Genomic DNA, 22,815 nt, shown 5'->3' on the forward strand with positions numbered 1-22,815 from the left:
CGGACTCACATCTAAATAATGAAGAGGATGACAGATGAAAACAGATTTTGATAAGGTAAATGAATGGCTGATTCAACTCTTTCATGATTTTATGATATTAGAGGAGCAATTTTTAAAGGACTCAGCTTATTCAGATGTAACAGTAAAAGAATTACAAATTTTGACACTGGTTCATACGCTAGGAACTTGCCGTGCGACAGATATTGCCAAAAATCAAAAATTGGCCTTGTCAACAATTACAATTACCCTCAATCGATTAGAAGATAAGGGATATATCGAACGCAAGCGTTCTACAGCGGACAGACGAGTGACTCACATTATACTGACATCGAAGGGTGATGAGCTTTGTGCAACTCACCGTGAATTTTTCCATACGATTACAGATAATCTATTTGATAGCGTTTATGGAACTACTGAAAATAAATTGGCTGGTGAACTTGCAACCTTACACGATTCTTTGGAGAATATGAAATAATGACTTTTGCGAAAATTACGCAAGTGGCACACTATGTGCCTGAAAATGTGGTATCTAATGATGACTTATCCAAAATAATGGATACAAATGATGAATGGATTTACAGTCGGACAGGGATTAAAAATCGCCATATTTCAACTGGAGAGAACACCTCAGACTTAGCAGCTAAAGTTGCTAAGCAGTTGATTAGCGATTCAAATTTAAGCCCAGAAACGATTGACTTCATCATTGTTGCTACAGTAACTCCGGACTCATTGATGCCTTCAACCGCAGCACGAGTTCAAGCTCAAGTAGGAGCAGTTAATGCTTTTGCTTACGATTTGACTGCGGCTTGTTCAGGCTTTGTCTTTGCTCTATCAACAGCGGAAAAATTAATTTCCTCAGGAGCATATCAACGAGGGCTTGTCATTGGCGCAGAAGTCTTTTCAAAAGTAATTGATTGGTCAGACCGATCAACTGCTGTTCTTTTCGGAGATGGAGCTGCTGGTGTGCTTATTGAAGCTGGCGCGAGTCAACCTCTGATTATTGCTGAAAAAATGCAAACAGATGGAAGTCGTGGGAACAGTTTACTTTCTAGTTATGCTGACATCCAAACTCCATTTGCCTCTGTTTCATACGAAAGTTCAAACTTGAGTATGGAAGGGCGAGCAATTTTTGATTTTGCCGTACGTGATGTTCCTAAAAATATCCAGGCAACTTTAGAAAAAGCTAATTTGTCTGCTGAAGAAGTAGATTATTATCTCCTTCATCAAGCAAATTCAAGAATCCTTGATAAAATGGCTAAAAAGCTTGGTGTAACGCGCCAAAAGTTCCTTCAAAATATGCAAGAATATGGTAACACATCGGCAGCAAGTATCCCTATATTGTTGTCAGAATCCGTAAAAAATGGTATATTTAGTTTGGACGGTCAAACAAAAGTCGTCTTGACAGGATTTGGCGGTGGCCTCACTTGGGGTACAACAATTATTAATTTATAAGAGTCCAAAGTTTAGCAAGTTTTTCTTAAGTTGTCTATATAAGAACACATTATCATCTAACTTTGACTCACAATAAGATTTTAAAAAATCTTCACTAACTAATGGTTATAAACCGCTTTGCGGATATAATATAAATATTTTCACTCAATTAAAGGAGAAAAAATTATGGCAGTATTTGAAAAAGTACAAGATATTATCGTTGACGAACTCGGTAAAGAAAAAGAAGAAGTAACACTCGAAACTTCATTTGAAGAGCTCGACGCTGATTCACTTGACCTTTTCCAAATCATCAATGACATCGAAGACGAATTCGACGTTGAAGTTGATACAGAAGCAGATATGAAAACAGTTGCTGACCTCGTTAAATACGTAGAAAACAACAAATAATTCGGGATGGGGGTGAAGCGAGCAAAGGAGTTGATTCTTTTGCGAATTTCGCCCCTTCTTTTCGTTGGACTAGTTCTATTTTCAAAATAGAATTCTAGTATAGGGGGCTCAGTAATGATATACTGAGCTTGTCCTATAATTTTCATATTGAAGAATGTCATTTTTTTTAAGGTAAAAAACATTTTACAATACTAATAATTAACTTTATAAAAGAAAATACGAGGAATTCAAATTGACTGATTTTGAATCATTGATTCAAAAGGTTGATTACTATATATTATGACTAAAACAGCATTTTTATTCTCAGGTCAAGGGGCACAAAAGCTTGGAATGGCACGTGACTTATATGACCAATATGAAACAGTTAAAGCAACTTTTGATGAAGCAAGTCAAGCTTTAGGATATGATTTGCGAGCTTTGATTGATAATGATGAAGAAAAACTAAATGAAACAAAGTACACTCAACCTGCAATTTTAACAACCTCTGTTGCTATTTTACGTTTGTTAAGTGAGAATGGAATTAAACCTGACCTTGTTGCTGGTCTTAGTCTTGGTGAATATTCTGCCTTGGTAGCATCAGGAATCATTGATTTTCAAGAAGCAGTTAAGCTTGTAGCTAAACGTGGTCAATATATGACAGAAGCTGCACCGACTGGTTCTGGTAAAATGGTCGCTGTAATGAACACAGACCCAGCCTTGATTGAAGAAATTTGCCAGAAAGCGGCCGAATTTAAAGGCGGTATTGTGAGTCCAGCAAATTATAACACGCCCGCACAAATTGTTATTGGTGGTGAAGTTGAGGCGGTTGACTATGCTGTTGAATTACTTAAAGAAGCCGGAGTTCGTAAACTTATTGAATTAAAAGTTTCAGGACCTTTCCATACAGCAATTTTAAAACCAGCATCTGAAAAATTGGCTTTGGAACTTGATAAAATTAATTTTAGACCTTTTGAATTACCATTAATCTCAAATACGAGTGCTAAAGTAATGGAAAATGATGAAGTCAAAGGACTTTTGACGCGTCAAGTCATGGAACCAGTTCGTTTTTATGAATCTGTTGAAACAATGCAAAAACTAGGGGCGACTCGCTTTATTGAAGTTGGTCCTGGGAGAGTACTTTCAGGTTTCATTAAAAAAATTGATAAAAATGCAGAAATTGCTAATGTTGAAAATTTAGCTTCATTTGAAGCTTTGATTAATCAGTAAAATTGAAGAAAGGAATTGAGTTTGTCCTTTTGAAATCTTAGTACTAAAGTGCTAAAACTTCTTAGGCAGGTTCATATCTTAAATAATGGAAATTAAAAATAAAAATGTCTTTGTGACTGGTTCAACACGTGGAATTGGTAAAGCAATTGCGCTTCAATTTGCTAAAGCGGGTTCTAATCTAATTATTAATGGTCGTTCAGCAATTTCAGAAGAATTATTAGCTGAATTTACAGCCTATGGGGTTAAAGCAATTGGTATTTCTGGTGATATTTCAAAATCAGAAGATGCAAAACGAATGGTTGCAGAAGCGATTGAAACTCTTGGTTCAGTAGATATTTTGGTAAACAATGCAGGGATTACTCGTGATGGTTTATCTTTGAAAATGTCAGAAGAAGATTTTGAGTCTGTTCTTAAAATCAACTTGACTGGGGCTTTCAATATGACACAGGCTGTATTGAAACCGATGACCAGAGCTCGTTCTGGAGCAATTATTAATATCTCATCAGTTGTTGGACTTATGGGAAATGCTGGGCAAGCAAATTATGCCGCTTCAAAAGCAGGACTTATTGGTTTGACAAAATCAATTGCTAGAGAAGTTGCGGCACGAAATGTTCGTGTCAATGCTGTGGCTCCAGGATTTATAGAATCAGATATGACTGAAGTTCTTTCTGATAAAGTTAAAGATGCAATGAAAGGGCAAATTCCAATGAAACGTTTTGGAATGCCTGAAGAAATTGCAACAGCAACTCAATTCTTGGCTGAACAAGAATATATGACTGGACAAGTACTTACCATTGATGGTGGAGTTTCAATGTAAATTATTCATTGATAAATTTTAAAATTAAGAGGATAAAAATATGACAAATAGAGTTGTTATCACTGGTTATGGTGTAGTTAGTGCAATTGGAAATAGCCCAGAAGAATTTTGGAACAATCTTAAAGCTGGTAAAACTGGAATTGGTCCAATCACTCACTTTGATGCTGAAGCAACAGGGATTTCTGTTGCAGCAGAAGTAAAAGAATTTCCATTTGATAAATATTTCCAGAAAAAAGATGCACGACGCATGGATACTTTCTCACTTTATGCGGTTTATGCAGCACTTGATGCAATGGAAATGTCTGGTATTACAGAAGAAAATACTAATTTTGACCGTTTGGGCTGTATCATGGCTTCTGGGATTGGTGGACTTGAACAATCACAAAAAAATTCACAAGCAATTGTCGCTAAAGGACCTCGTAAAGGGGTAGCACCACTCTACGTTCCACTTGCTATTGCTAATATGGCAACTGGTAACGTTGCTTTACGTACAGGTGCTCGTGGGGTTTCGCGTGCTGAAGTAACGGCTTGTGCGGCTGGTGCTAATTCAATTGGTTCAGCTTTCCGTGAAATCAAACATGGTTACGCTGATGCAATGATTGCTGGTGGTGCTGAAGCGGCTATTTGTGAACTTGGAATTGCAGGTTTTGCTAACTTGACTGCTTTGACTAAAGAAACTGACCCTGAAAAAGCATGTATTCCATTTGATAAAAATCGTTCTGGATTTGTAATGGGTGAAGGTTCTGGTGTATTGATTTTGGAAAGCCTTGAACATGCACAAGCTCGTGGCGCTAATATCTTGGCTGAGATTGTTGGATACGGAAATACAAATGATGCTTTCCATATGACAACTCCTTCAGGAGTGGGTGCTGAAAATGCGATTAAATTGGCTTTGGAAGAAGCTGGTGCAAGTCCAGCTGATGTTGATTACGTTAATGCACACGGAACTTCAACACATGCCAATGAAGAAACTGAAAGCAAAGCAATTCACAATGTAATTGGCGATAAAGCTTATGTTTCATCTACAAAAGCATTGCACGGACATGCACTTGGTGCAACAGGTGCAATTGAAGCAGTGGCGACTGTTCAAGCACTTTTGAATCAATATGCACCAGTAAATGCTGGAACAACTGAACTTGATGAAGGAATGACAATTAATGTTGTTCTTGGTGAAGGTAAACCTGCTGATATTAATCTTGCATTGTCGCAAGACTTTGGTTTCGGTGGACACAATGCTGTATTGGCATTCAAGAAATGGACTGGAGAGTAAATAAAAATGAACATTTCAGAAGTAAAAGATTTGATGAACCAATTCAATGGTTCTACTTTACGTGAATTTTCTTGGAAAAATGCTGATGGTGAATTATCATTTTCTAAAAATGAAGGTCAAGCCCTTGTTGGAGCTCAAAGTACTGCACCTACTGCAGCTGCATTTACAGCTCAACAAGCAACGCCAGTTGTAGAAAGTACCGAAGTGCCCGTAGCAAGTGAAGCGGCTGTTGAAGCTGAGGGTGAAGCAGTTACTTCTCCATTAGTGGGTGTGGCCTATCTTAAACCTTCACCAGATAAGGCTGAATTTGCCAAAGTTGGTGATTCAGTTAAAAAAGGTCAAACTTTGCTTATTATTGAAGCAATGAAAGTAATGAATGAAATTCCTGCACCAAAAGATGGAGTTATCACGGAAATTATGGTTTCTGGAGAAGATGTCGTTGAATTTGGTCAAGATTTGATGAGAATCAAATAAAAAAATTACTGACAAAGCTCTGTCAGTTTATCTTTGATGTAAAAGTTACTGACAGCTCTGGTTTAGGTGCCAGAGAATTTACTGACAAGTTCTGTCAGTGAATCTCTAAAAGAAAAGTGAGAATAAATGACTGAAGTAAACATTAATGTAACTGAAATTATGGAGGCTTTGCCTCATCGTTATCCATTTCTATTAGTCGATCGTGTGATTGATATTGCTGAGGATGAAATTACAGCAATTAAAAATGTGACGATTAATGAAGAATTTTTCCAAGGACATTTTCCACAATATCCAGTAATGCCAGGGGTTTTGATTATGGAAGCTCTCGCACAAGCGGCTGGTGTTTTAGAATTATCTAAACCTGAAAACAAAGGAAAACTTGTTTTTTATGCGGGAATGGACAATGTTAAGTACAAAAAACAAGTCACTCCCGGAGATCAATTGGTCTTACATGCTAAATTTATCAAACGTCGTGGTCCAATTGCAGTTGTTGAAGCAGAAGCAACTGTTGATGGAAAATTGGCAGCTAAAGGAACTTTGACTTTTGCCTTAGGGCGTTAGTGCTTTAGTACTTGCCTTTTTATCACTTGCTTTAGCAAGTAGAGAAAACGGACAGCGAAACGAAGTGGAGATAGGCTTATAACCATTACGACTAATCGCTTTAGCGATGTAGCGAGTATGGATTAAAGACGGTCAAGGTGACCTGATATCGAAGATGTCAGGTTGTGTCCTGCCTTAGGTAAATAGCTCATCTTCATTTAAAAATAATCATATTTTTTATGATTAAGAAACAAAAATTTATTTTAACCATAAGATTTTTTACTTATGGTAAATTCGGACTTATTTTTATTTATCAAAAAATTGTTTTGTTGGGAATGACTTTCTTTTTTATCATTCCTTTCAAAACACCCATTGAGCAAAAGCTCGGGGTATTTTCCCATATGGAGAACATCTATGTTTAATAAAATTTTGATTGCCAATCGTGGCGAAATTGCTGTAAGAATTATTCGTGCAGCTCGTGAATTAGGAGTGGGTACAGTTGCCATTTATTCAACTGCAGACCGCGATGCTTTACATGTTCATTTAGCTGACGAAGCAATTTGTGTGGGCCCAGCTAGAAGTACCGAGTCTTATCTTAATATGAATAACATTCTGTCAGCTGCTGTGGCAACAGGCGCACAAGCGATTCACCCAGGTTTTGGATTCCTTTCTGAGAATTCAAAATTTGCTCGTCTTTGTGAAGAAATGAATATTAAATTTATCGGTCCGTCAGCAAAAGTTATGGATATGATGGGTGATAAAATCAATGCTCGTGCAGAAATGATTAAAGCTGGTGTTCCTGTAACACCGGGTTCTGAGGGTGAAGTTCATACCACTGATGAAGCAGTAAAAATTGCTGAAGAAATTGGCTATCCAATCATGCTTAAAGCATCAGCTGGTGGTGGTGGTAAAGGAATTCGTAAGGTTAATAATGTTGAGGAACTTGTTCCAGCATTTGAGGCAGCACAAGCGGAAGCACAAGCTGCTTTCGGTAATGGAGCCATGTTCATCGAACGAATGATTTTCCCAGCGCGTCATATTGAGGTTCAAATCTTAGGAGATAGTCAAGGAAATGTGATTCATCTTGGTGAACGTGATTGTTCATTGCAAAGAAATAATCAAAAAGTTCTTGAAGAATCTCCGTCAGTTGCAATTGGACACACTTTACGAAATGAAATAACAGCTGCGGCTGTTAAAGCAGCTCAGCATGTTTCTTATGAGAATGCGGGAACCATTGAGTTCTTACTTGATGAATCTTCTGGTAAGTTTTATTTCATGGAAATGAACACACGTGTTCAAGTTGAACATCCGGTCACAGAGTTTGTATCAGGTGTTGATATTGTAAAAGAACAGATTCGTGTAGCCAATGGCAATGAATTGTCTGTCAAGCAAGAAGATGTGACTTTTAGTGGACATGCGATTGAATGTCGAATTAATGCTGAAAATCCTAAATTTAATTTTGCACCAAGTCCAGGAAAAATTACTAATCTTTTCTTGCCAAGTGGTGGAGTTGGTTTGCGGGTTGATAGCGCTATGTACAGTGGTTACAGCATTCCGCCATATTATGATAGTATGATTGCTAAAGTCATTGTTCATGGTGAAAATCGTTTTGAAGCACTGATGAAAATGCAACGCGCCCTTCTTGAATTTGACGTTGAAGGGGTCATTACAAATGTTGATTTCCAACTAGAATTAATTTCTGACCCACATGTTGTGGCAGGAGATTATGATACAAGCTTCTTAGGAAATGTTTTCTTACCAGAATATCAAAAAGAAGATTAATCAATAGATTAGTGACAGAATTGTCAGATGGCTTACAATTCATCTGTCAGTAAAATTTATAAAAAAATGAGAAAAGGATGCAAAGATGGCTCTTTTCCAAAAGAAAAAATACATTAAAATTAATCCAAATCGTTCCATTATTGAAAAGCAAGCCGAGCAGCCAGAAGTTCCTGATGAACTTTTTGCCAAATGTCCTGCTTGTAAACATACGATTTATCAAAAAGATTTAGGAAAAAATAAAGTTTGTCCTAATTGTGATTACAATTTCCGAATTACAGCCAAAGAACGGTTAGCAATTGTTGCTGACAAAGATTCTTTTGTTGAAATGTTCACTGGAATCGAAAGCAAAAATCCCTTGGATTTTCCAGGTTATCCTGAAAAATTGGCGGCAACAAAAGCACGGACTGGTCTTGATGAGGCAGTTATGACTGGGACGGCCACAATTAAAGGGAAAAAAACGGCTTTGGCAATTATGGATTCGACTTTTATCATGGCTTCAATGGGAACTGTTGTTGGTGAAAAATTGACACGCTTATTTGAATATGCAACTACCGAAAAATTGCCGATTATTGTTTTTACGGCATCAGGTGGTGCAAGAATGCAAGAAGGAATTATGTCATTGATGCAAATGGCCAAAACTTCGGCTGCTGTGAAACGTCATTCAAATGCAGGACTTTTTTATATTACAGTTTTAACTGACCCAACAACTGGAGGAGTGACAGCTTCATTCGCCAGTCTGGGAGATATTATTTTAGCTGAACCCCAATCTTTAATTGGTTTTGCTGGACGTCGTGTCATCGAACAAACCGTCCGTCAAACTTTACCTGATGATTTCCAAAAAGCTGAATTTCTTTTGAATCATGGTTTTGTTGATGCGATTGTTAAGCGGACTGAATTACGTCAAAAATTGGCACTTCTTTTAGAACTTCATACGGAGGTGGAAAATGTCTGAAACAATTGATTCACTGACAGGTGAAGTTTCACAAAAAAATATTGCTGACATTATTAATGAAGCACGAGCGGCTGACAGAATTTCGGCAAGAGATATTATTGACAAAGTTTTCACTGATTTCTTTGAATTACACGGCGACCGTCAGTTAACAGATGACGAAGCGATTGTCGGCGGAATTGCTCGCTTCAATAATCAAGCTGTGACCGTTATTGGAATTCAAAAAGGACGTAACCTTGCTGAAAATTTAGCTACTAATTTTGGACAACCAAGTCCGAATGGCTATCGTAAAGCCTTAAGACTGATGAAGCAAGCTGAAAAGTTTGGGCGTCCAGTCATTACGTTTATCAATACAGCTGGTGCTTATCCAGGAATTGAAGCAGAAGAACGTGGACAAGGTGAAGCAATTGCTAGAAACCTTTTGGAAATGTCTGACCTTAAAGTTCCGATTATTGCTTTCATCACAGGTGAAGGTGGTTCAGGAGGAGCATTAGCTCTTGCACTTGCCAATAAAGTATATATTTTAGAAAATGCTGTTTATTCAGTACTTTCTCCAGAAGGTTTTGCGACGATTCTCTGGAAAGATGGTTCACGTCGTGATGAAGCGGCTGAATTGATGAAAATTACAGCGCCACATCTTTTGGAAATGGGGCTTGTTGATGCTGTTATTTCTGAGGAGAATCTGATTGATAACCTCAAGAGACAACTGACAGAATCACTTAGTGAATTGTCATTACTGACAGAAACAGAATTGGCAGAACAACGCTACGAAAGATTTAGAAAATATTAAAAAACGAAGGATGTCCTTCGTTTTTTTTATTTTTCAATTAACAAGATTCACCAATAATTAATTTAGGAATGGGAAAAGCTAGATTCTCACTATTAATTGACTCATTATCCAAGACTTCAAAGAGTAAATGAACTGCTTTTTCGCCAAGTTCAGGAATTTTATGGTCAACAGAAGTAATTCGTGGGATGTGAAAGTCGCTATCTGGGAAATATTCACAAGAAGCGACCCCTTTTAACTGTGGACTAATTGAAAAATCTTTCAACGCCCGGAGTGCACCCTGAGCGACACGGTCATTAATTGCCACAATTCCATCAAAATCAACTTTTGAATTAATTAACCGAGTCACAGCTTCATATCCATCTTTAGCATAAAAATTATTATTAATAATTCTTTTTTCATCAATAGGTAAATGATTTTCAGCTAAAATTTCTCGAAAACTATCTGTTCTTTCGTGAGTCATCCATGTGCTGACTGAGCCACCAATGAAAGCTAATTTCTGATAACCTTTTTGAATCATATGAGAAACAAGGAGCTGAGTAGGTGTTCGCTGGTCCCGTTTTAGAGAGAAAATATTGTCTGACAGATGAGTTAAATCACGACCAAGCAGAATAAGAGGGATTTCTTTGGCTAAATTGGTAAGATCAGCTTGATAGTCAGGATTAATATTGCTTTCATCCAATAACCCTCCTAAAATTAAGACTGCATCAAAATTGTTTTCTTGAATTTGCTTAAAAATACTGACCTCGGTCAGTCTATTTTTTTTGTCCTGAATACGATTTGCAGTTTGAGTGTCAAATAAAGAAAGAGTATAACCTTTGTCAATAAGCTGACTATCAAGCTCAGCGACGAGTTGATTGAAATAAGGATTGGTTATATCTGAAACAAGTATTGCCAGCATATTGGTTTTTTTAGAAACCATCCCCCGTGCTAACATACTTGGGTGATAATTAGTTTCTAAGACAATTTTATCAATTTTTTTCTTTGTTTTTTCGGAAACTTCACTATCATTATTTATCGCTCTGGAAACTGTACTGACAGAAACACCAGCCATTTTGGCAATATCTTTAATCGTTATTTTTTTCATTTATTGACCAATCTTTTTATCACTTTTATTATCTATTCTCTATTATCAATTATTTTATTGGATTAGTCAATTCATTAAAATAAAAACGTTTACAAAAAATCCTTGACATCCTCTTTAAGATGAATTATAATAAATTTATGGAAACGTTACCGAAAATAAAAATTAAAAAAGGGGTTAGCGAGTGGAAGAGAATAAACCGTCAATGATGACCTATATCATGGAAGAACAAGAGGTATTATCCAACATACTAAAAAACTATCCTGATAATTGTCCAGTTATCAAGGGCAATGATTGGTTGGTTTTGGCTACTGGTTCAAGTATTAATGCAGCTTACAGTGCAAAATATTATATTGAAAATATCTTAGACGTTTATTTAAGAATAGAAGAACCATTTAAATTTCATTATTATGAAAAATTAAAAGAAGAAACTGATAACGTTATCGGTATTTCTCAAAGTGGCGAAAGCACTTCAACCATTGATGCTCTAAAAGCGATAGAAAAGATGAAACCTGAGCTTACGATTTATGGATTAACGAGCAAAAGGGAAAGTGAGCTTGCCCAAGTGGTTGATGAAGTGATTGATATTGAAAATGGAATAGAACGTGTTGGCTATGTCACTAAAGGTTTTAGCGCAACGGTCTTTAAATTGATGTTGACTGCTCTAAAAACTGCCAAAGCTAGAGGGCTAATCAGTGACCAAGAAGAAGAAAAAGAATTGACGACTTTTGCAAAAGCGATTGATAAGATTTCTGAAATCATTGAAAAAACAGAAAACTTTTTTGAAAAATGGTCAAATGAGTTGATGAAGGCTCAGCGTTTCACCTCTTTATGTACAGGGGCTTTGATTGGAACTGCGATGGAAATGCAAACAAAATTTTCTGAAACTATTCGCCTTCCTAGTCAAGGAATGGATATTGAAGTTTTTATGCACGGTCCTTATTTTGAAGTTAATTCAAATCATCAACAATTTTATATTGACAGTAATTCGCCAATGAATCAAAGGCTCTTTAACTTAAGAGATTATGAAGAAAAATATGTTGGACAAGTTTATACGATTAGCTTAAATAAAAGTCATGATGACCGTGAACTTGGATTAGAGCTAGAAATTGATGAGTATAAAGCGGGGCTTTTTATGATTATTCCTTTTCAAATTTTGGCACATCACATTGCTGAGATGAAGGGAAATAATTTAGGTCAGAGAATTTATACTGATTTTGGTCTGGCGATGAAGAGTAAAACTAAGGCTGGCGATTACGCTTAGTCAAAATAAAGGGGAAATAATGAAAAAAGAAACGGTCTTAGGGGTGGACCTTGGTGGAACTAAGATTCTCATTGGAGAACTGGACCAAGAAGGAAATATTTTGGAAAGTAAAGTTTATCCTTCAAAGGTGGCTTCTCAAGTTGAAGCTCTTGAACAAATAAAAGAAGTGATTGGCTCATATTTAGAAAATGAAACTTTGCAAGGAGAACTGATAGCCATCAGCATTGATTTAGTGGGACGAGTTGATTCCGAAAAAGGAATTTGGTATGAAATCCACCCAGAAAATGCGAACGAAATTCCCTTAGCAGACGTAATTAGTCAACAATTTAAGTTGCCAGTCGTCATTAATAATGATGTTTCAAGTGCCAGCCTTGCAGAAATGAATTTGGGAATTGGTAAAAAAACAAAGGATTTTATTTATTTGAATATTGGAACTGGAATTGCTGGTCGAGTAATTGCTGCTGGTCAATTGCTAAAAGGTGGACATTTTAATGCTGGAGAAATTGGTCATAGTTTGGTTGGAATAAATAATAATGTAAGATGTGTCTGTGGTCGAATTGATTGTGTGGAAACATTTGCTTCAGGTCTAGGTATGAGTAAAGAAGTCCATCGTTTGAAAAAACAATTTCCAAGTCAATTGAAAATTACCGATCATGAACGTGTAAGTGGAGAAGAGATAATAAATGCTTTTCAAAAAAATGACCCACTAGCCAGCCAAGTCGTTCAACAAGCTACTAAAGGAGTTGCTGAACTTATTATGAATTTGGTCAGAACTTCGGACCCAGAGGCGGTGGTTTTAGGTGGAGGATTGATTAACAATGATTTGTTTTTTAAGTTAGTGATTGAAAAACTCAATGCTAATACAATGCGTTTTGTGACGCAAGGAGTTCGGCAAACAGAAATTGACCCAGCCTTGATTGCTCTAAAAGGTTGTGCGGTTCATGCTTTTCAAAAGAGAGTTGCAAAAGAAGCTAAATAAATTCATTAATAGGAAAATAATGAGGTAAATATGAAAAAGTTTTATCAAGATTTATTGGCAAGTCATAATCTCCACAAGCCCTTAGCTGTCAATAAAGAAGAGAGTTTTGAAAGTGAGAGTCTAAAAAAAGAAAAGATTCTTCAACAAGTTCCGATTTTAGGAGAGTGGGAGCAAGTAGGTCGAGGGAATTTTGTCAAAGATAGTTCTTTGATTCATTTAAAAAGTCCGGCACGATTTGAAACTTATCCGGCAGATTGGCCACAAGACGGTGATTATACATCATTTGGAATGATTGGTGCTAAAAGAACTTTTGTAAATGAGAACTGGGAAACTTTTAATCAATTAAAATTAGTGGTGACTAGTCATTGTAAAAATATTATCAATCCATCAATCACGGTTAGTTTTACTAATGATGGAAAAATAAAAGTTCCAGATAAATATGACCGAGAAGGTCATCATGTCATCAATTTAGAAAATAAACAGACCAGAGAGTATCGATTGGATATAAGTAATCTTTCAAGAGATGCCATAAGTAAACTTGAAATTACATTTAATGCCAATGGTTCTTACATGGATTTACCGGCTGACTGGGATATAGTTGTTGAAAAGATCTTTTTAGAAACTAATCAAGAAAACTCAAATGTAAAAGGTTGGCAGATTTTAAAAAATAATTTAAGTTATTCTCATATTGGATATCCAAAGGAATCGACTAAAACAGTCATTGCTCATAGTGAATTGATAGGTGAAAAATTTCTTCTCATTGATGAAAAAAATTCCGAAGTTATTTATAAAGGACATTTTCAAAAGTTTGATAAGACTGTTGGAACTTATGCGGTTGCAGATTTTTCAGATTACAAAATAAAAGGTCAATATTTTCTACAAGTTGGAGATTTAAAAACAAAAATATTCAAAATTGATGATTATGAAAATTTATTAAAAACTTCTTTATGGAAAAGTTTGAATTTTGTCTTTTGTGAACGCTGTGGTTGTCCTGTTTCTGGCATTCATGGGACTTGTCATCAAGATGTTTTTTCTGAATTTAATGACAGAAAAATTATTTTCAATGGAGGTTGGCATGATGCGGGAGACCTTTCACAGCAACTGGTTCAGTCAGCAGAAGTAACTTTAGGAATTTTCGAATTAGCAGCAAAAGTAAAAAAAGTGACCCAGTCTTACATGCCAGACTTTTAGAAGAAGGAGAATGGGGTTTAGATTTTATTTTTAATTTTTAAAACTAGACTGGGAAATGGCTATCGTGTGACAAGTGCTGGTGTCAGTCGTTGGACGGATAATCAAATTGGTTCAATGGATGATGCTAGAGCGCGCGTGCATAATAGTCCTTATGATAATTTTCTGATTACAGGCATTTTAGCAAAAATATATCTAGCTTTATCAGCAGAAGCTGACTTGAGAGAAAAAATTTCTTCAATTTTAGAAATAGATTACGAAGATGCACTGACAGAATTTGAAAAAGCTCCATTTAAACATGAGCCCATCAGCTGGGAGCATACTTATTCAACCTCTAAAAGTACTTATTTAGCGACTATGATATGGACGGCTGCATTACTTTATCAAATTACTGACAAAGTTGATTATCAGCTTTTTGTTGAGCAAAAGCTTGAAGATTTGTTAGATTGTCAGGAAAATGAGGGGATTTCACTTTTTGACGGAAGTTTACTAAAAGGGATGTTTTACCGGGATGAAGAGAAAAAAGTTTTTCAACATTTCAATCATCAGGCAAGAGAACATCTTTATGCTTATGCTTTGGCAGAAGCACAAAAAATAGTGACTGACAAAAGTCTGTCAGTAAAATTACTAGCTGCTATCAGTAATTATGGTGATTACCTGAAATATCTAATGAACTTCACGGCTCCTTATCCAATGATTGCTAGTGGTATTTATGAAAAAAATGAGTGGCAAGATAAGGAATCTTTTGATAAGCAACATTTACTAGTGGGCCCAGAAGCAAAAATTGAGTTTCAGGAGCAATTGGTGGCGGGCGAGCAAATTGCAGAAAATTATTATATTAAGCGATTTCCAGTTTGGTTCTCATTTAGAGGAAATAATGCAATAGTATTGTCAATGGCTGAAAGTGCTGCTATATTAGGAAAAATATTGGCAGATAAATCACTGACAGAAATCGCCTATCAGCAAATGGAGTGGTTGATAGGAAAAAATCCATTTGGACAATCCATGATGTTTGGTGAGGGACATCAATTTCCTGAAATGTATACCGTATCATCAGGAGAAATAGTTGGCGAAATGCCTGTAGGAGTACAGACCTTTGAGAATGAAGATGCTCCTTATTGGCCTCAGTTTAATAATGCAACCTATAAGGAAGTTTGGGTTGGTTTAGCTGGAAAATGGTTTACTTTAGTATCAAAATTACTTGAAGAGGAAGAATATGAAAAAGTTATCGGTTGAACAATTAAGTCAACTTGCTGGAAAAATTTCAGCAAATCGTTATATTGCAGCGATTCGTGATGCATTTGCTTCTACAATTCCTATTACGATTACCGCCGCAATCTTTGTATTAATCAATAATCTACTATTGGAGAAAACAACAGGTCTATTGAGAGGAATTCCTGGTAGAGATTTTATTTCAAATGTCTGTATTCAGGGCTACAATGGGACTTTAGGGATTTTAGGCTTAATGATAACTTTCCAAATTGGTTATCATTTGGCAAAGACTTATGGTACAGATGGGGCTTTAGAAGGAATTGTGGCCATTGCTTGCTATATTACATTAATTCCAAACTCTGTCAGTGTTTTGAGTGTGGGTGGGAAAACTTTTCAGGCCACAGGAACATTGACCCAAACATACACAAGTGCGACAACAATGCTTTTAGGAATTATTGCGGCTCTAGTGGGTGTGACTTTACTTTGTAAGTTCTCACAAAATCAAAAATTAAAGATTAAAATGCCCGAAAGCGTTCCGTCAGCAATTGAAAATTCATTTAATAAACTGATTCCGGCAATTCTAGTCATAACGATTTTTGCAATTGTTGAAGAAACAATCAGTAGTTTGAGTGGTTCTTCTGTACCAGAACTTATTGTGAAATTCTTGCAAGCCCCTTTAGTTGGTGGTTTCCAATCGCTTCCTGGAATTCTACTCTATGTTTTATTATCAACTTTTGTATTTGTTCTCGGAATTCATGGTGCTTATGTTTTTGGAGCAATTTCTGGCCCTGTTTTATTGACAAGTTTGCAACAAAATATTGATGCAATTCAAGCTGGTCATACAGCACCTAATATTGTTACTCAACCTTTCCTTGATGCCTATGTTTATATGGGTGGCGGTGGTACAATGATTTGTCTTGTGATTGCCCTCTTTATTTTCTCAAAACGTAAAGATGAACGAACAATGGCAGAAATTGGTGGCGTTGCAAGTTTGTTTAATATCAGTGAACCAATGATGTTTGGTTTACCAATTGTGTTTAATCCAGTTTATGCAATTCCGTTTTGTCTGGTTCCTTTGTTATCGACAGTGATCGCCTATTTTGCAACGAGTCTGCATTTTGTTTCACCAACTTATATTTCAATTCCTTGGGTGACTCCTCCTTTGATTTCTGGTTATTTAGCAACTGCTGGTGACATTCGTGGTTCAATTGTGCAATTTATCATTATTGTGCTTGGTGTTTTAGTTTATATGCCATTTGTTGTCTTCTCTAACAAACTGGCGCAAAAAGACACAGGTCTTACAGAAAATTAGTAATAAAAAGATTAGGGAGAATTATTATTCCACGAATGATTTTTATGGATATTGATGGAACTTTGGTGGATTCAGAGATGAAAATATCAGACTTTGATAAAAGAAGTATTCATCAAGTGATTGACCAGGGGACGCTTGTATATCTTGCTACAGGGAGAAAATATGAGCCAGCAAGAGTTGTTGCAGAAAGTCTGCATCCAGAGGTAAAAGTGATCGCTTCAAACGGTTGCGTTTATGATTGTGACCAGAATTTAATAAAAAATCCATTGAATCTTGAAGCCTTAATTGAAGCATTTGAAATTTGTCAGAGAAAAAATCTTTCCTTATTTTTCTTTGGTTTATCAGAAACTTTTTATAGCAAAGATTTGCCGGATTACTTCAAAAATGAAGATAAAGGAAGATTAGTTTCAGAAGGAGAAAGAGAATTTATCAAAATTTCTAGTCTAAATGATTTACAGAATTTTTCCAATCGAATTATTAATGGAATCATTATTTCCGAGGATAATTTTGAAGTTTTAGCAGAAATAAAACATGAATTGAGAGCCTCAAAAAATTTGTCAGTTTCTTCATCGGCTCTAAATAATCTTGAATTGACTCCCAAATCAGTCACAAAAGCGACAGCTATTTCGGCTTTACAAGATTATTATGCAGTGAATAAAAAAGATACAGTGGCCTTTGGTGATGGAATGAATGACCTTGAAATGTTTGGGCAGGTTCATTATTCGGTGGCGATGGGGAATGCCTCAGAACTTGTTAAAAAAGAAGCAACTTATGAAACTTTGTCTAATCTAGAAAGCGGAATTAGTCATTTTCTTAACTTTTTAAGTAGTCAGTAAATTTCAGGCTATCATAAAAAATATTAAGTCTGCCATAGGATATTCTTATGGCGACTTTTTAACTTTCATGTTATTTTTGTATTAGAGAAAATAAAATAGAAAGAAAAGGGCCAATGACAAGTTTAAAAACGAAAGTAATTCATGGTGGTATTTCAACAGACAAGACAACAGGAGCAGTATCTGTTCCGATTTATCAAACGTCAACTTATAAACAAAACGGACTTGGACAACCTAAAGAATACGAATATTCACGTTCTGGAAATCCAACGCGTCATGCCTTGGAAGAATTAATTGCAGATTTAGAAGGTGGTGTTCAAGGATTTGCATTTAGTTCAGGACTTGCTGGAATTCATGCGGTTCTTTCGCTTTTTTCTGCAGGAGATCATATCATTTTAGCTGATGATGTTTATGGTGGAACTTTCCGTTTGATGGATAAAGTGCTGACAAAGACAGGGATTATTTATGATTTAGTTGATTTGAGTAATCTTGATGACTTGAAAGCAGCTTTTAAGGAAGAAACGAAAGCTGTTTATTTTGAAACTCCTTCAAATCCTTTATTAAAAGTTTTGGACATTAAGGAAATTTCAGCAATTGCTAAAGCTCATGATGCCTTAACACTGGTGGATAATACCTTTGCGACACCATATTTACAACAACCAATTGCTTTAGGAGCTGATATTGTTTTGCATTCCGCAACGAAATATTTAGGTGGACATTCAGATGTAGTAGCAGGACTAGTCACAACCAATTCAAAAGAACTCGCCAGCGAAATTGGCTTTTTACAAAATTCAATTGGAGCAGTTCTTGGACCACAAGACAGCTGGTTAGTGCAAAGAGGTATTAAAACACTTGCGCTTCGGATGGAGGCTCATTCGGCAAATGCTCAAAAAATTGCTGAGTTTTTAGAAACTTCTAAAGCCGTCTCAAAAGTTTATTATCCGGGTCTTAATAGCCACCCGGGGCATGAAATTGCTAAAAAACAAATGTCTGCCTTTGGAGGGATGATTTCATTTGAATTAACGGATGAAAATGCCGTCAAAGATTTTGTTGAAAACTTGAGCTATTTTACGTTGGCTGAATCACTAGGTGGCGTTGAATCTTTAATTGAAGTGCCAGCAGTGATGACTCATGCTTCTATTCCAAAAGAACTTCGTGAAGAAATTGGGATTAAGGATGGCCTAATTCGTCTATCAGTAGGGGCTGAAGCAATTGAAGATTTACTGACAGATATCGAAAATGCATTTGAAAAAAAATAATTTTACTGACAGACTTGTAAGCAAAGCTTACGACTCCTTTCTCCCTCGCTTTAACAGCTCACATTGGTCCTGTTGAACTGACAGAAAAATTAGACAGTAGAAATTGAAAGTAATTTACTGACAGAAGTGCATACAATTCATCTATCTCCCGCCTCAAGCGCTCATTTGGTTGACTTGAACTGACACAAAGCTGTCAGTAATTTAGGAATTAATTATGGTAAAAATTGTTGAAAATATTACTGAATTAGTTGGAAATAGTCCAATTATCAAACTAAAAAATGGTCCAGAAAATGGAGCAGAAATTTATCTAAAACTTGAATATTTTAATCCTGGAGGTTCAGTTAAAGACCGGATTGCTTTACAAATGATTCGGCAAGCCGAAGCAGATGGTCGCTTAAAAAAGGGAGGAACGATTGTTGAACCTACCTCTGGGAACACAGGAATTGGACTTGCCATGGCTGGTGCAGCTTTAGGCTATAATGTGGTTATTATCATGCCTGATAGTTATTCAAAAGAGCGTCGTCAGCTTATTCAAGCTTATGGAGCAGAATTGATTTTGACTCCAGCAGCTGATGGCATCAAAGCTGCCATTGATTTAGGTCAAAAATTAGTTGAAGAAAATGGTTGGTTTATGCCAATGCAATTTGAAAATCCAGCTAATTTAAAAGCCCATGAATTAACGACTGGTCCAGAGATAATTGAAGCATTTGGTGAAAATGGACTGGACGCATTTGTTGCTTGTGCAGGCACTGGGGGGACAATTTCTGGTGTTTCTCACTATCTTAAAAGTCAAAATTCTAAAATCAAAACTTTTGTTGTCGAACCGGCAGAATCACCAATTTTAACAGGAGGTGAGAGCGGCCCACACCGCATTCAAGGAATTGGTATTCCATTTATGTCACCAAATTTAGATACGGAAGCTTATGATGGAGTAATTGATGTGACAAGTGATGATGCTTTAGATACCGCACGAAAAATTGGCAAAAGTGAAGGGTTTTTAGTAGGTATATCTTCTGGCGCAGCAATTTGGGCAGCTTATGAATTGGCAAAAAAACTTAGTAAAGGTAAAAAAGTTCTCGCTCTTTGTGCTGACAATGGTGAGCGCTATCTTTCAACAGAACTCTATGATTATTAAAACTTGGAATTTTCCAAGTTTTTTTAGTCTTATGAGCAGTTTTCTGTACTTTTTTTGCTACGGATGTTAGAATGAGAATAGATTAAGAAGAGAACAAAGGAGGGGAAATCGTAGATTCGCTTTTGTCAGTCAATGATTGACAAATTTAACTGATTTAGTTTTTCTAACAAATTATCATGAAACTTTCATGATAATAAAAGAAAAAATCGCAATTACTAGGAGGATTTAAAATGGCTTTAAATGACAAACTTGATGCAACAAAAGATAAAGTAAGTGGAAAAGTTAAAGAAACCACAGGTAAAGTAACTGGTGATGAAAAACTAGAAGCTAAAGGTAAAACAGAAGGACTTATGGGAAAAGCTAAAGAAGGCTTGGAAAATATTAAAGACAAAGCTTCTGACCTAGCTGAAGATGTTGCAGAAAAATTTAATGATACGGTTGACTCTGTCAAACATAAAAACGAGAAATAATTGAATTTCTCAAAATTAAGCAAAACCTAAGTGATTTAAAACTTAGGTTTTTTCATTTGGAAATAATAAACTTGACTTATATACCCTTGGGGGTATATAATTATTATAAATCAAATAATCAAGAGGTGAAAAATGCAAACAATTGACATAAGTGAATTAGAATTACTGACAGAAAGTGAAAATCCAGTAATTGTAGATGTAAGAGAAGATTTTGAATATAATAGTGGTCATGTTCCTAATGCCAAAAATATTCCATTGAGTCAACTAGAAGAAAGATATGCAGAAATTACTGACGGAACTTATCTCATCTGTCAGTCAGGTGCTCGTTCAGCTAGGGCCTGTCAGTATCTTTCGACAAAAGGAATTGATACTATAAATATTTCAGACGGTACCATTGCTTGGAATGGCCCCTTAGAATTTACTGACAGATTTTAGAGAGAGAACAATGTTTGAATTTTTTAAGAAAATAAAAAGTATCAGTCCAGCAGAAGTAAGTACTGAATTAAAAAAAGGAACACAATTAATTGATGTAAGAGAAGCTCATGAATTTCAAAATGGACATATAAGAGGTGCTCGAAATATCCCTTTAAGTAAATTGGGAGAACATGTTCTAGCCAAAAACAAAAAGTATTTATTGATTTGTCAGTCGGGAATGCGGTCAAAAATGGCCTACAAAATATTAAACAAAGCTAATTATGATGTAACAAACGTAAATGGAGGAATGCGAGCTTGGAGAGGAAAAATTAAAAAATGACAGAAAAAATATTAATTGTTGGCGGTGTTGCGGGTGGAATGTCAGCTGCAACCCGTTTGCGACGTCTTAACGAAAATGCAGAAATTATCGTTTTTGAAAAAGGTCCTTACGTTTCATTTGCCAATTGTGGCTTACCTTACTATGTGGGGGGAGAAATTGCAGAGCGAGAAAAGTTAATTGTTCAATCTGCTCAAGTTCTAAAAAAACGTTTTAACTTAGAGGTGCGCGAAAATTCCAAAGTTACTGCGATTGATAGTGAAGGAAAGAAAATGACTGTAGTTTCAAATGGTGAAAGCTATGTTGAAAGCTATGATAAACTGATTCTTTCACCAGGGGCCAAACCCTTAATTCCACAAATCAAAGGTTTAGACCAAGTGACAAATGTTTTTAGCTTACGAAATATTCCTGATGTGGATAAAATAATGGCCTATTTGAAAGCCAAAGCTCCTCAAAGTGCGACAATTATTGGTGCTGGTTTTATCGGCTTAGAAATGGCTGAAAATCTTGCTAAACGAGGGTTAAGTGTCACAATCGTCGAAAAAGCACCACATGTTTTACCAACCATTGATCGCGAAATGGCAGCTTTTGTCAATGAAGAATTAATTAAAAATAATCTTTCAGTAATGACAAATAGAGGAGCTGTCGAATTTAAAAATGACCAAATTTTGCTAGATAATGGTGAAAGTCTGCAATCGGATTTAACGATTCTTTCTGTGGGAATTCAGCCAGAAACAAGTCTAGCTAAAAGTGCGGGCATCAAATTAGGACTAAGAAATGCAATTCTTGTTGACGAACATTATGAAACATCGGTTAAGGATATTTACGCAGTAGGCGATGCCATTGTTGTCAAAAATCAATTAGGGCAGGATGCTTTAATTTCATTGGCTTCTCCAGCTAATCGTCAAGGGCGTCAGGTAGCTGATATCATTAGTGGATTACCAGTTAAAAATCGCGGTTCACTTGGAACGGCGATTGTCCGTGTTTTTGATTTGCAAGTGGCAAGTACAGGCCTTTCTGAGTTTCAGCTTAGAGGTTTAAAGATTAATCATAAAATTGTTCATGTCACAGCAAATAATCATGCGGGATATTATCCAGATGCAACTTCTATTGTTTTGAAATTAATTTTTGAACCAGAAAGTGGACAAATATTTGGTGCGCAAGCAATTGGTAAAGAAGGAGTAGATAAAAGAATTGATATTTTATCTACGGCTATCAAAGCAAAACTAACCGTTTTTGATTTACCAGAATTGGAATTGACCTATGCCCCTCCTTTTGGTTCAGCCAAGGACCCAGTAAATATGGCTGGCTATGCCGCAACAAACCTTCTCTTAGGGCAATCAGAAAATATTCAGTGGCATGAACTTGCAGCTGAATTAGCAAAAGGGAAAGTCTTACTTGATGTGAGAAATCCAAATGAGTTGGCGAAAGGGAAATTTAAAAATTCTCAAAATATTCCGCTTGATGACTTACGTGAGCGGCTAAATGAACTCGATAAAAAGACTGAATATATTGTTAGCTGCCAGTCAGGACTTCGCTCTTACAATGCAGAACGTATTCTAAAACAAGAGGGCTACAAAGTGAAAAATTTGGATGGTGCCTTTGGATTATACAGCAAAGTTACCAAGGAATTACTTGATTAGGGAGCGAAACAAGAAAAGGAT

At 36.1% G+C, this 22,815-nt stretch carries 24 protein-coding genes; 23 read left to right on the forward strand and 1 reads right to left on the reverse strand.

What is annotated here, in order from left to right:
• Positions 1-34: 34 nt before the first annotated feature.
• From MKX45_RS05230 to accA, 11 genes are all read left to right on the forward strand, one after another.
• Positions 35-475 carry a MarR family winged helix-turn-helix transcriptional regulator gene (locus tag MKX45_RS05230; protein ID WP_003132498.1) on the forward strand — a complete coding sequence of 147 codons (441 nt, stop codon included), beginning with the start codon at positions 35-37 and terminating at the stop codon, positions 473-475.
• The gene (locus MKX45_RS05235) at positions 475-1,452 is read left to right on the forward strand and encodes a beta-ketoacyl-ACP synthase III (RefSeq protein ID WP_340816882.1); all 978 of its coding nucleotides are present in this window, start codon (positions 475-477) and stop codon (positions 1,450-1,452) included. The genes MKX45_RS05230 and MKX45_RS05235 overlap by 1 nt, the downstream gene beginning before the upstream one ends.
• Before the next feature lie 165 nt (positions 1,453-1,617).
• Complete coding sequence (locus MKX45_RS05240; protein ID WP_003132501.1) at positions 1,618-1,839, forward strand: acyl carrier protein; 222 nt, start codon at positions 1,618-1,620, stop codon at positions 1,837-1,839.
• Between the two features lie 279 nt (positions 1,840-2,118).
• Positions 2,119-3,045: an ACP S-malonyltransferase gene (fabD, locus tag MKX45_RS05245; protein WP_128267709.1), complete on the forward strand. Its 927-nt coding sequence runs from the start codon at positions 2,119-2,121 to the stop codon at positions 3,043-3,045.
• A gap of 85 nt (positions 3,046-3,130) precedes the next feature.
• A complete protein-coding gene (gene fabG / locus MKX45_RS05250) occupies positions 3,131-3,862 on the forward strand; it encodes a 3-oxoacyl-[acyl-carrier-protein] reductase (protein WP_012897456.1) in 732 nt (243 codons plus the stop codon).
• A gap of 40 nt (positions 3,863-3,902) precedes the next feature.
• Complete coding sequence (fabF, locus tag MKX45_RS05255; protein ID WP_011835565.1) at positions 3,903-5,132, forward strand: beta-ketoacyl-ACP synthase II; 1,230 nt, start codon at positions 3,903-3,905, stop codon at positions 5,130-5,132.
• A gap of 6 nt (positions 5,133-5,138) precedes the next feature.
• A complete protein-coding gene (gene accB / locus MKX45_RS05260) occupies positions 5,139-5,606 on the forward strand; it encodes an acetyl-CoA carboxylase biotin carboxyl carrier protein (RefSeq protein ID WP_057720461.1) in 468 nt (155 codons plus the stop codon).
• 126 nt (positions 5,607-5,732) lie between these two features.
• Entirely contained in the window at positions 5,733-6,167 is a 435-nt protein-coding gene (gene fabZ / locus MKX45_RS05265; protein ID WP_003132511.1) for a 3-hydroxyacyl-ACP dehydratase FabZ, read from the forward strand.
• A 393-nt stretch (positions 6,168-6,560) separates the two neighbouring features.
• On the forward strand, positions 6,561-7,928 hold the full coding sequence (accC, locus tag MKX45_RS05270) for an acetyl-CoA carboxylase biotin carboxylase subunit (protein ID WP_003132515.1): 1,368 nt from the start codon (positions 6,561-6,563) through the stop codon (positions 7,926-7,928).
• A gap of 85 nt (positions 7,929-8,013) precedes the next feature.
• Positions 8,014-8,880 (forward strand): acetyl-CoA carboxylase, carboxyltransferase subunit beta, encoded by an 867-nt coding sequence (gene accD / locus MKX45_RS05275; protein ID WP_023188861.1) that lies wholly within the window; start codon positions 8,014-8,016, stop codon positions 8,878-8,880.
• Positions 8,873-9,667, forward strand: coding sequence for an acetyl-CoA carboxylase carboxyl transferase subunit alpha (accA, locus tag MKX45_RS05280; RefSeq protein WP_057720460.1), 795 nt, complete (start codon positions 8,873-8,875; stop codon positions 9,665-9,667). The genes accD and accA overlap by 8 nt, the downstream gene beginning before the upstream one ends.
• A gap of 37 nt (positions 9,668-9,704) precedes the next feature.
• Here the strand turns inward: accA and MKX45_RS05285 are convergent, their stop codons facing one another.
• The gene (locus tag MKX45_RS05285) at positions 9,705-10,751 is read right to left on the reverse strand and encodes a LacI family DNA-binding transcriptional regulator (RefSeq protein WP_057720459.1); all 1,047 of its coding nucleotides are present in this window, start codon (positions 10,749-10,751) and stop codon (positions 9,705-9,707) included.
• A gap of 181 nt (positions 10,752-10,932) precedes the next feature.
• On the opposite strand from MKX45_RS05285, the gene MKX45_RS05290 reads away from it, so the two are divergent.
• From MKX45_RS05290 to MKX45_RS05345, 12 genes are all read left to right on the forward strand, one after another.
• Positions 10,933-12,012 (forward strand): SIS domain-containing protein, encoded by a 1,080-nt coding sequence (locus MKX45_RS05290; RefSeq protein ID WP_015426093.1) that lies wholly within the window; start codon positions 10,933-10,935, stop codon positions 12,010-12,012.
• 19 nt (positions 12,013-12,031) lie between these two features.
• Positions 12,032-12,991 carry an ROK family protein gene (locus MKX45_RS05295; RefSeq protein ID WP_057720458.1) on the forward strand — a complete coding sequence of 320 codons (960 nt, stop codon included), beginning with the start codon at positions 12,032-12,034 and terminating at the stop codon, positions 12,989-12,991.
• Between the two features lie 30 nt (positions 12,992-13,021).
• Positions 13,022-14,182, forward strand: coding sequence for a cellulase N-terminal Ig-like domain-containing protein (locus MKX45_RS05300; RefSeq protein ID WP_340816883.1), 1,161 nt, complete (start codon positions 13,022-13,024; stop codon positions 14,180-14,182).
• A gap of 66 nt (positions 14,183-14,248) precedes the next feature.
• The gene (locus MKX45_RS05305) at positions 14,249-15,415 is read left to right on the forward strand and encodes a glycoside hydrolase family 9 protein (RefSeq protein ID WP_227149816.1); all 1,167 of its coding nucleotides are present in this window, start codon (positions 14,249-14,251) and stop codon (positions 15,413-15,415) included.
• Positions 15,396-16,703 carry a PTS sugar transporter subunit IIC gene (locus tag MKX45_RS05310; protein WP_057720457.1) on the forward strand — a complete coding sequence of 436 codons (1,308 nt, stop codon included), beginning with the start codon at positions 15,396-15,398 and terminating at the stop codon, positions 16,701-16,703. Before MKX45_RS05305 ends, MKX45_RS05310 begins: the two co-directional genes overlap by 20 nt.
• Before the next feature lie 44 nt (positions 16,704-16,747).
• Complete coding sequence (locus MKX45_RS05315; RefSeq protein ID WP_340816884.1) at positions 16,748-17,539, forward strand: Cof-type HAD-IIB family hydrolase; 792 nt, start codon at positions 16,748-16,750, stop codon at positions 17,537-17,539.
• A gap of 113 nt (positions 17,540-17,652) precedes the next feature.
• Positions 17,653-18,795, forward strand: coding sequence for a cystathionine gamma-synthase (locus tag MKX45_RS05320; RefSeq protein WP_057720455.1), 1,143 nt, complete (start codon positions 17,653-17,655; stop codon positions 18,793-18,795).
• A 214-nt stretch (positions 18,796-19,009) separates the two neighbouring features.
• Complete coding sequence (gene cysK, locus MKX45_RS05325) at positions 19,010-19,930, forward strand: cysteine synthase A (protein ID WP_057720454.1); 921 nt, start codon at positions 19,010-19,012, stop codon at positions 19,928-19,930.
• A 230-nt stretch (positions 19,931-20,160) separates the two neighbouring features.
• Positions 20,161-20,400: a CsbD family protein gene (locus MKX45_RS05330; RefSeq protein WP_003132523.1), complete on the forward strand. Its 240-nt coding sequence runs from the start codon at positions 20,161-20,163 to the stop codon at positions 20,398-20,400.
• 132 nt (positions 20,401-20,532) lie between these two features.
• The gene (locus tag MKX45_RS05335) at positions 20,533-20,835 is read left to right on the forward strand and encodes a rhodanese-like domain-containing protein (RefSeq protein WP_015426101.1); all 303 of its coding nucleotides are present in this window, start codon (positions 20,533-20,535) and stop codon (positions 20,833-20,835) included.
• A 10-nt stretch (positions 20,836-20,845) separates the two neighbouring features.
• Positions 20,846-21,154 (forward strand): rhodanese-like domain-containing protein, encoded by a 309-nt coding sequence (locus tag MKX45_RS05340; RefSeq protein WP_057720453.1) that lies wholly within the window; start codon positions 20,846-20,848, stop codon positions 21,152-21,154.
• Entirely contained in the window at positions 21,151-22,794 is a 1,644-nt protein-coding gene (locus MKX45_RS05345; protein WP_128267713.1) for an FAD-dependent oxidoreductase, read from the forward strand. The genes MKX45_RS05340 and MKX45_RS05345 overlap by 4 nt, the downstream gene beginning before the upstream one ends.
• Positions 22,795-22,815: the final 21 nt, after the last annotated feature.

Source organism: Lactococcus sp. FSL W8-0209 (assembly GCF_038006585.1).
Lineage (GTDB): Bacteria > Bacillota > Bacilli > Lactobacillales > Streptococcaceae > Lactococcus > Lactococcus lactis.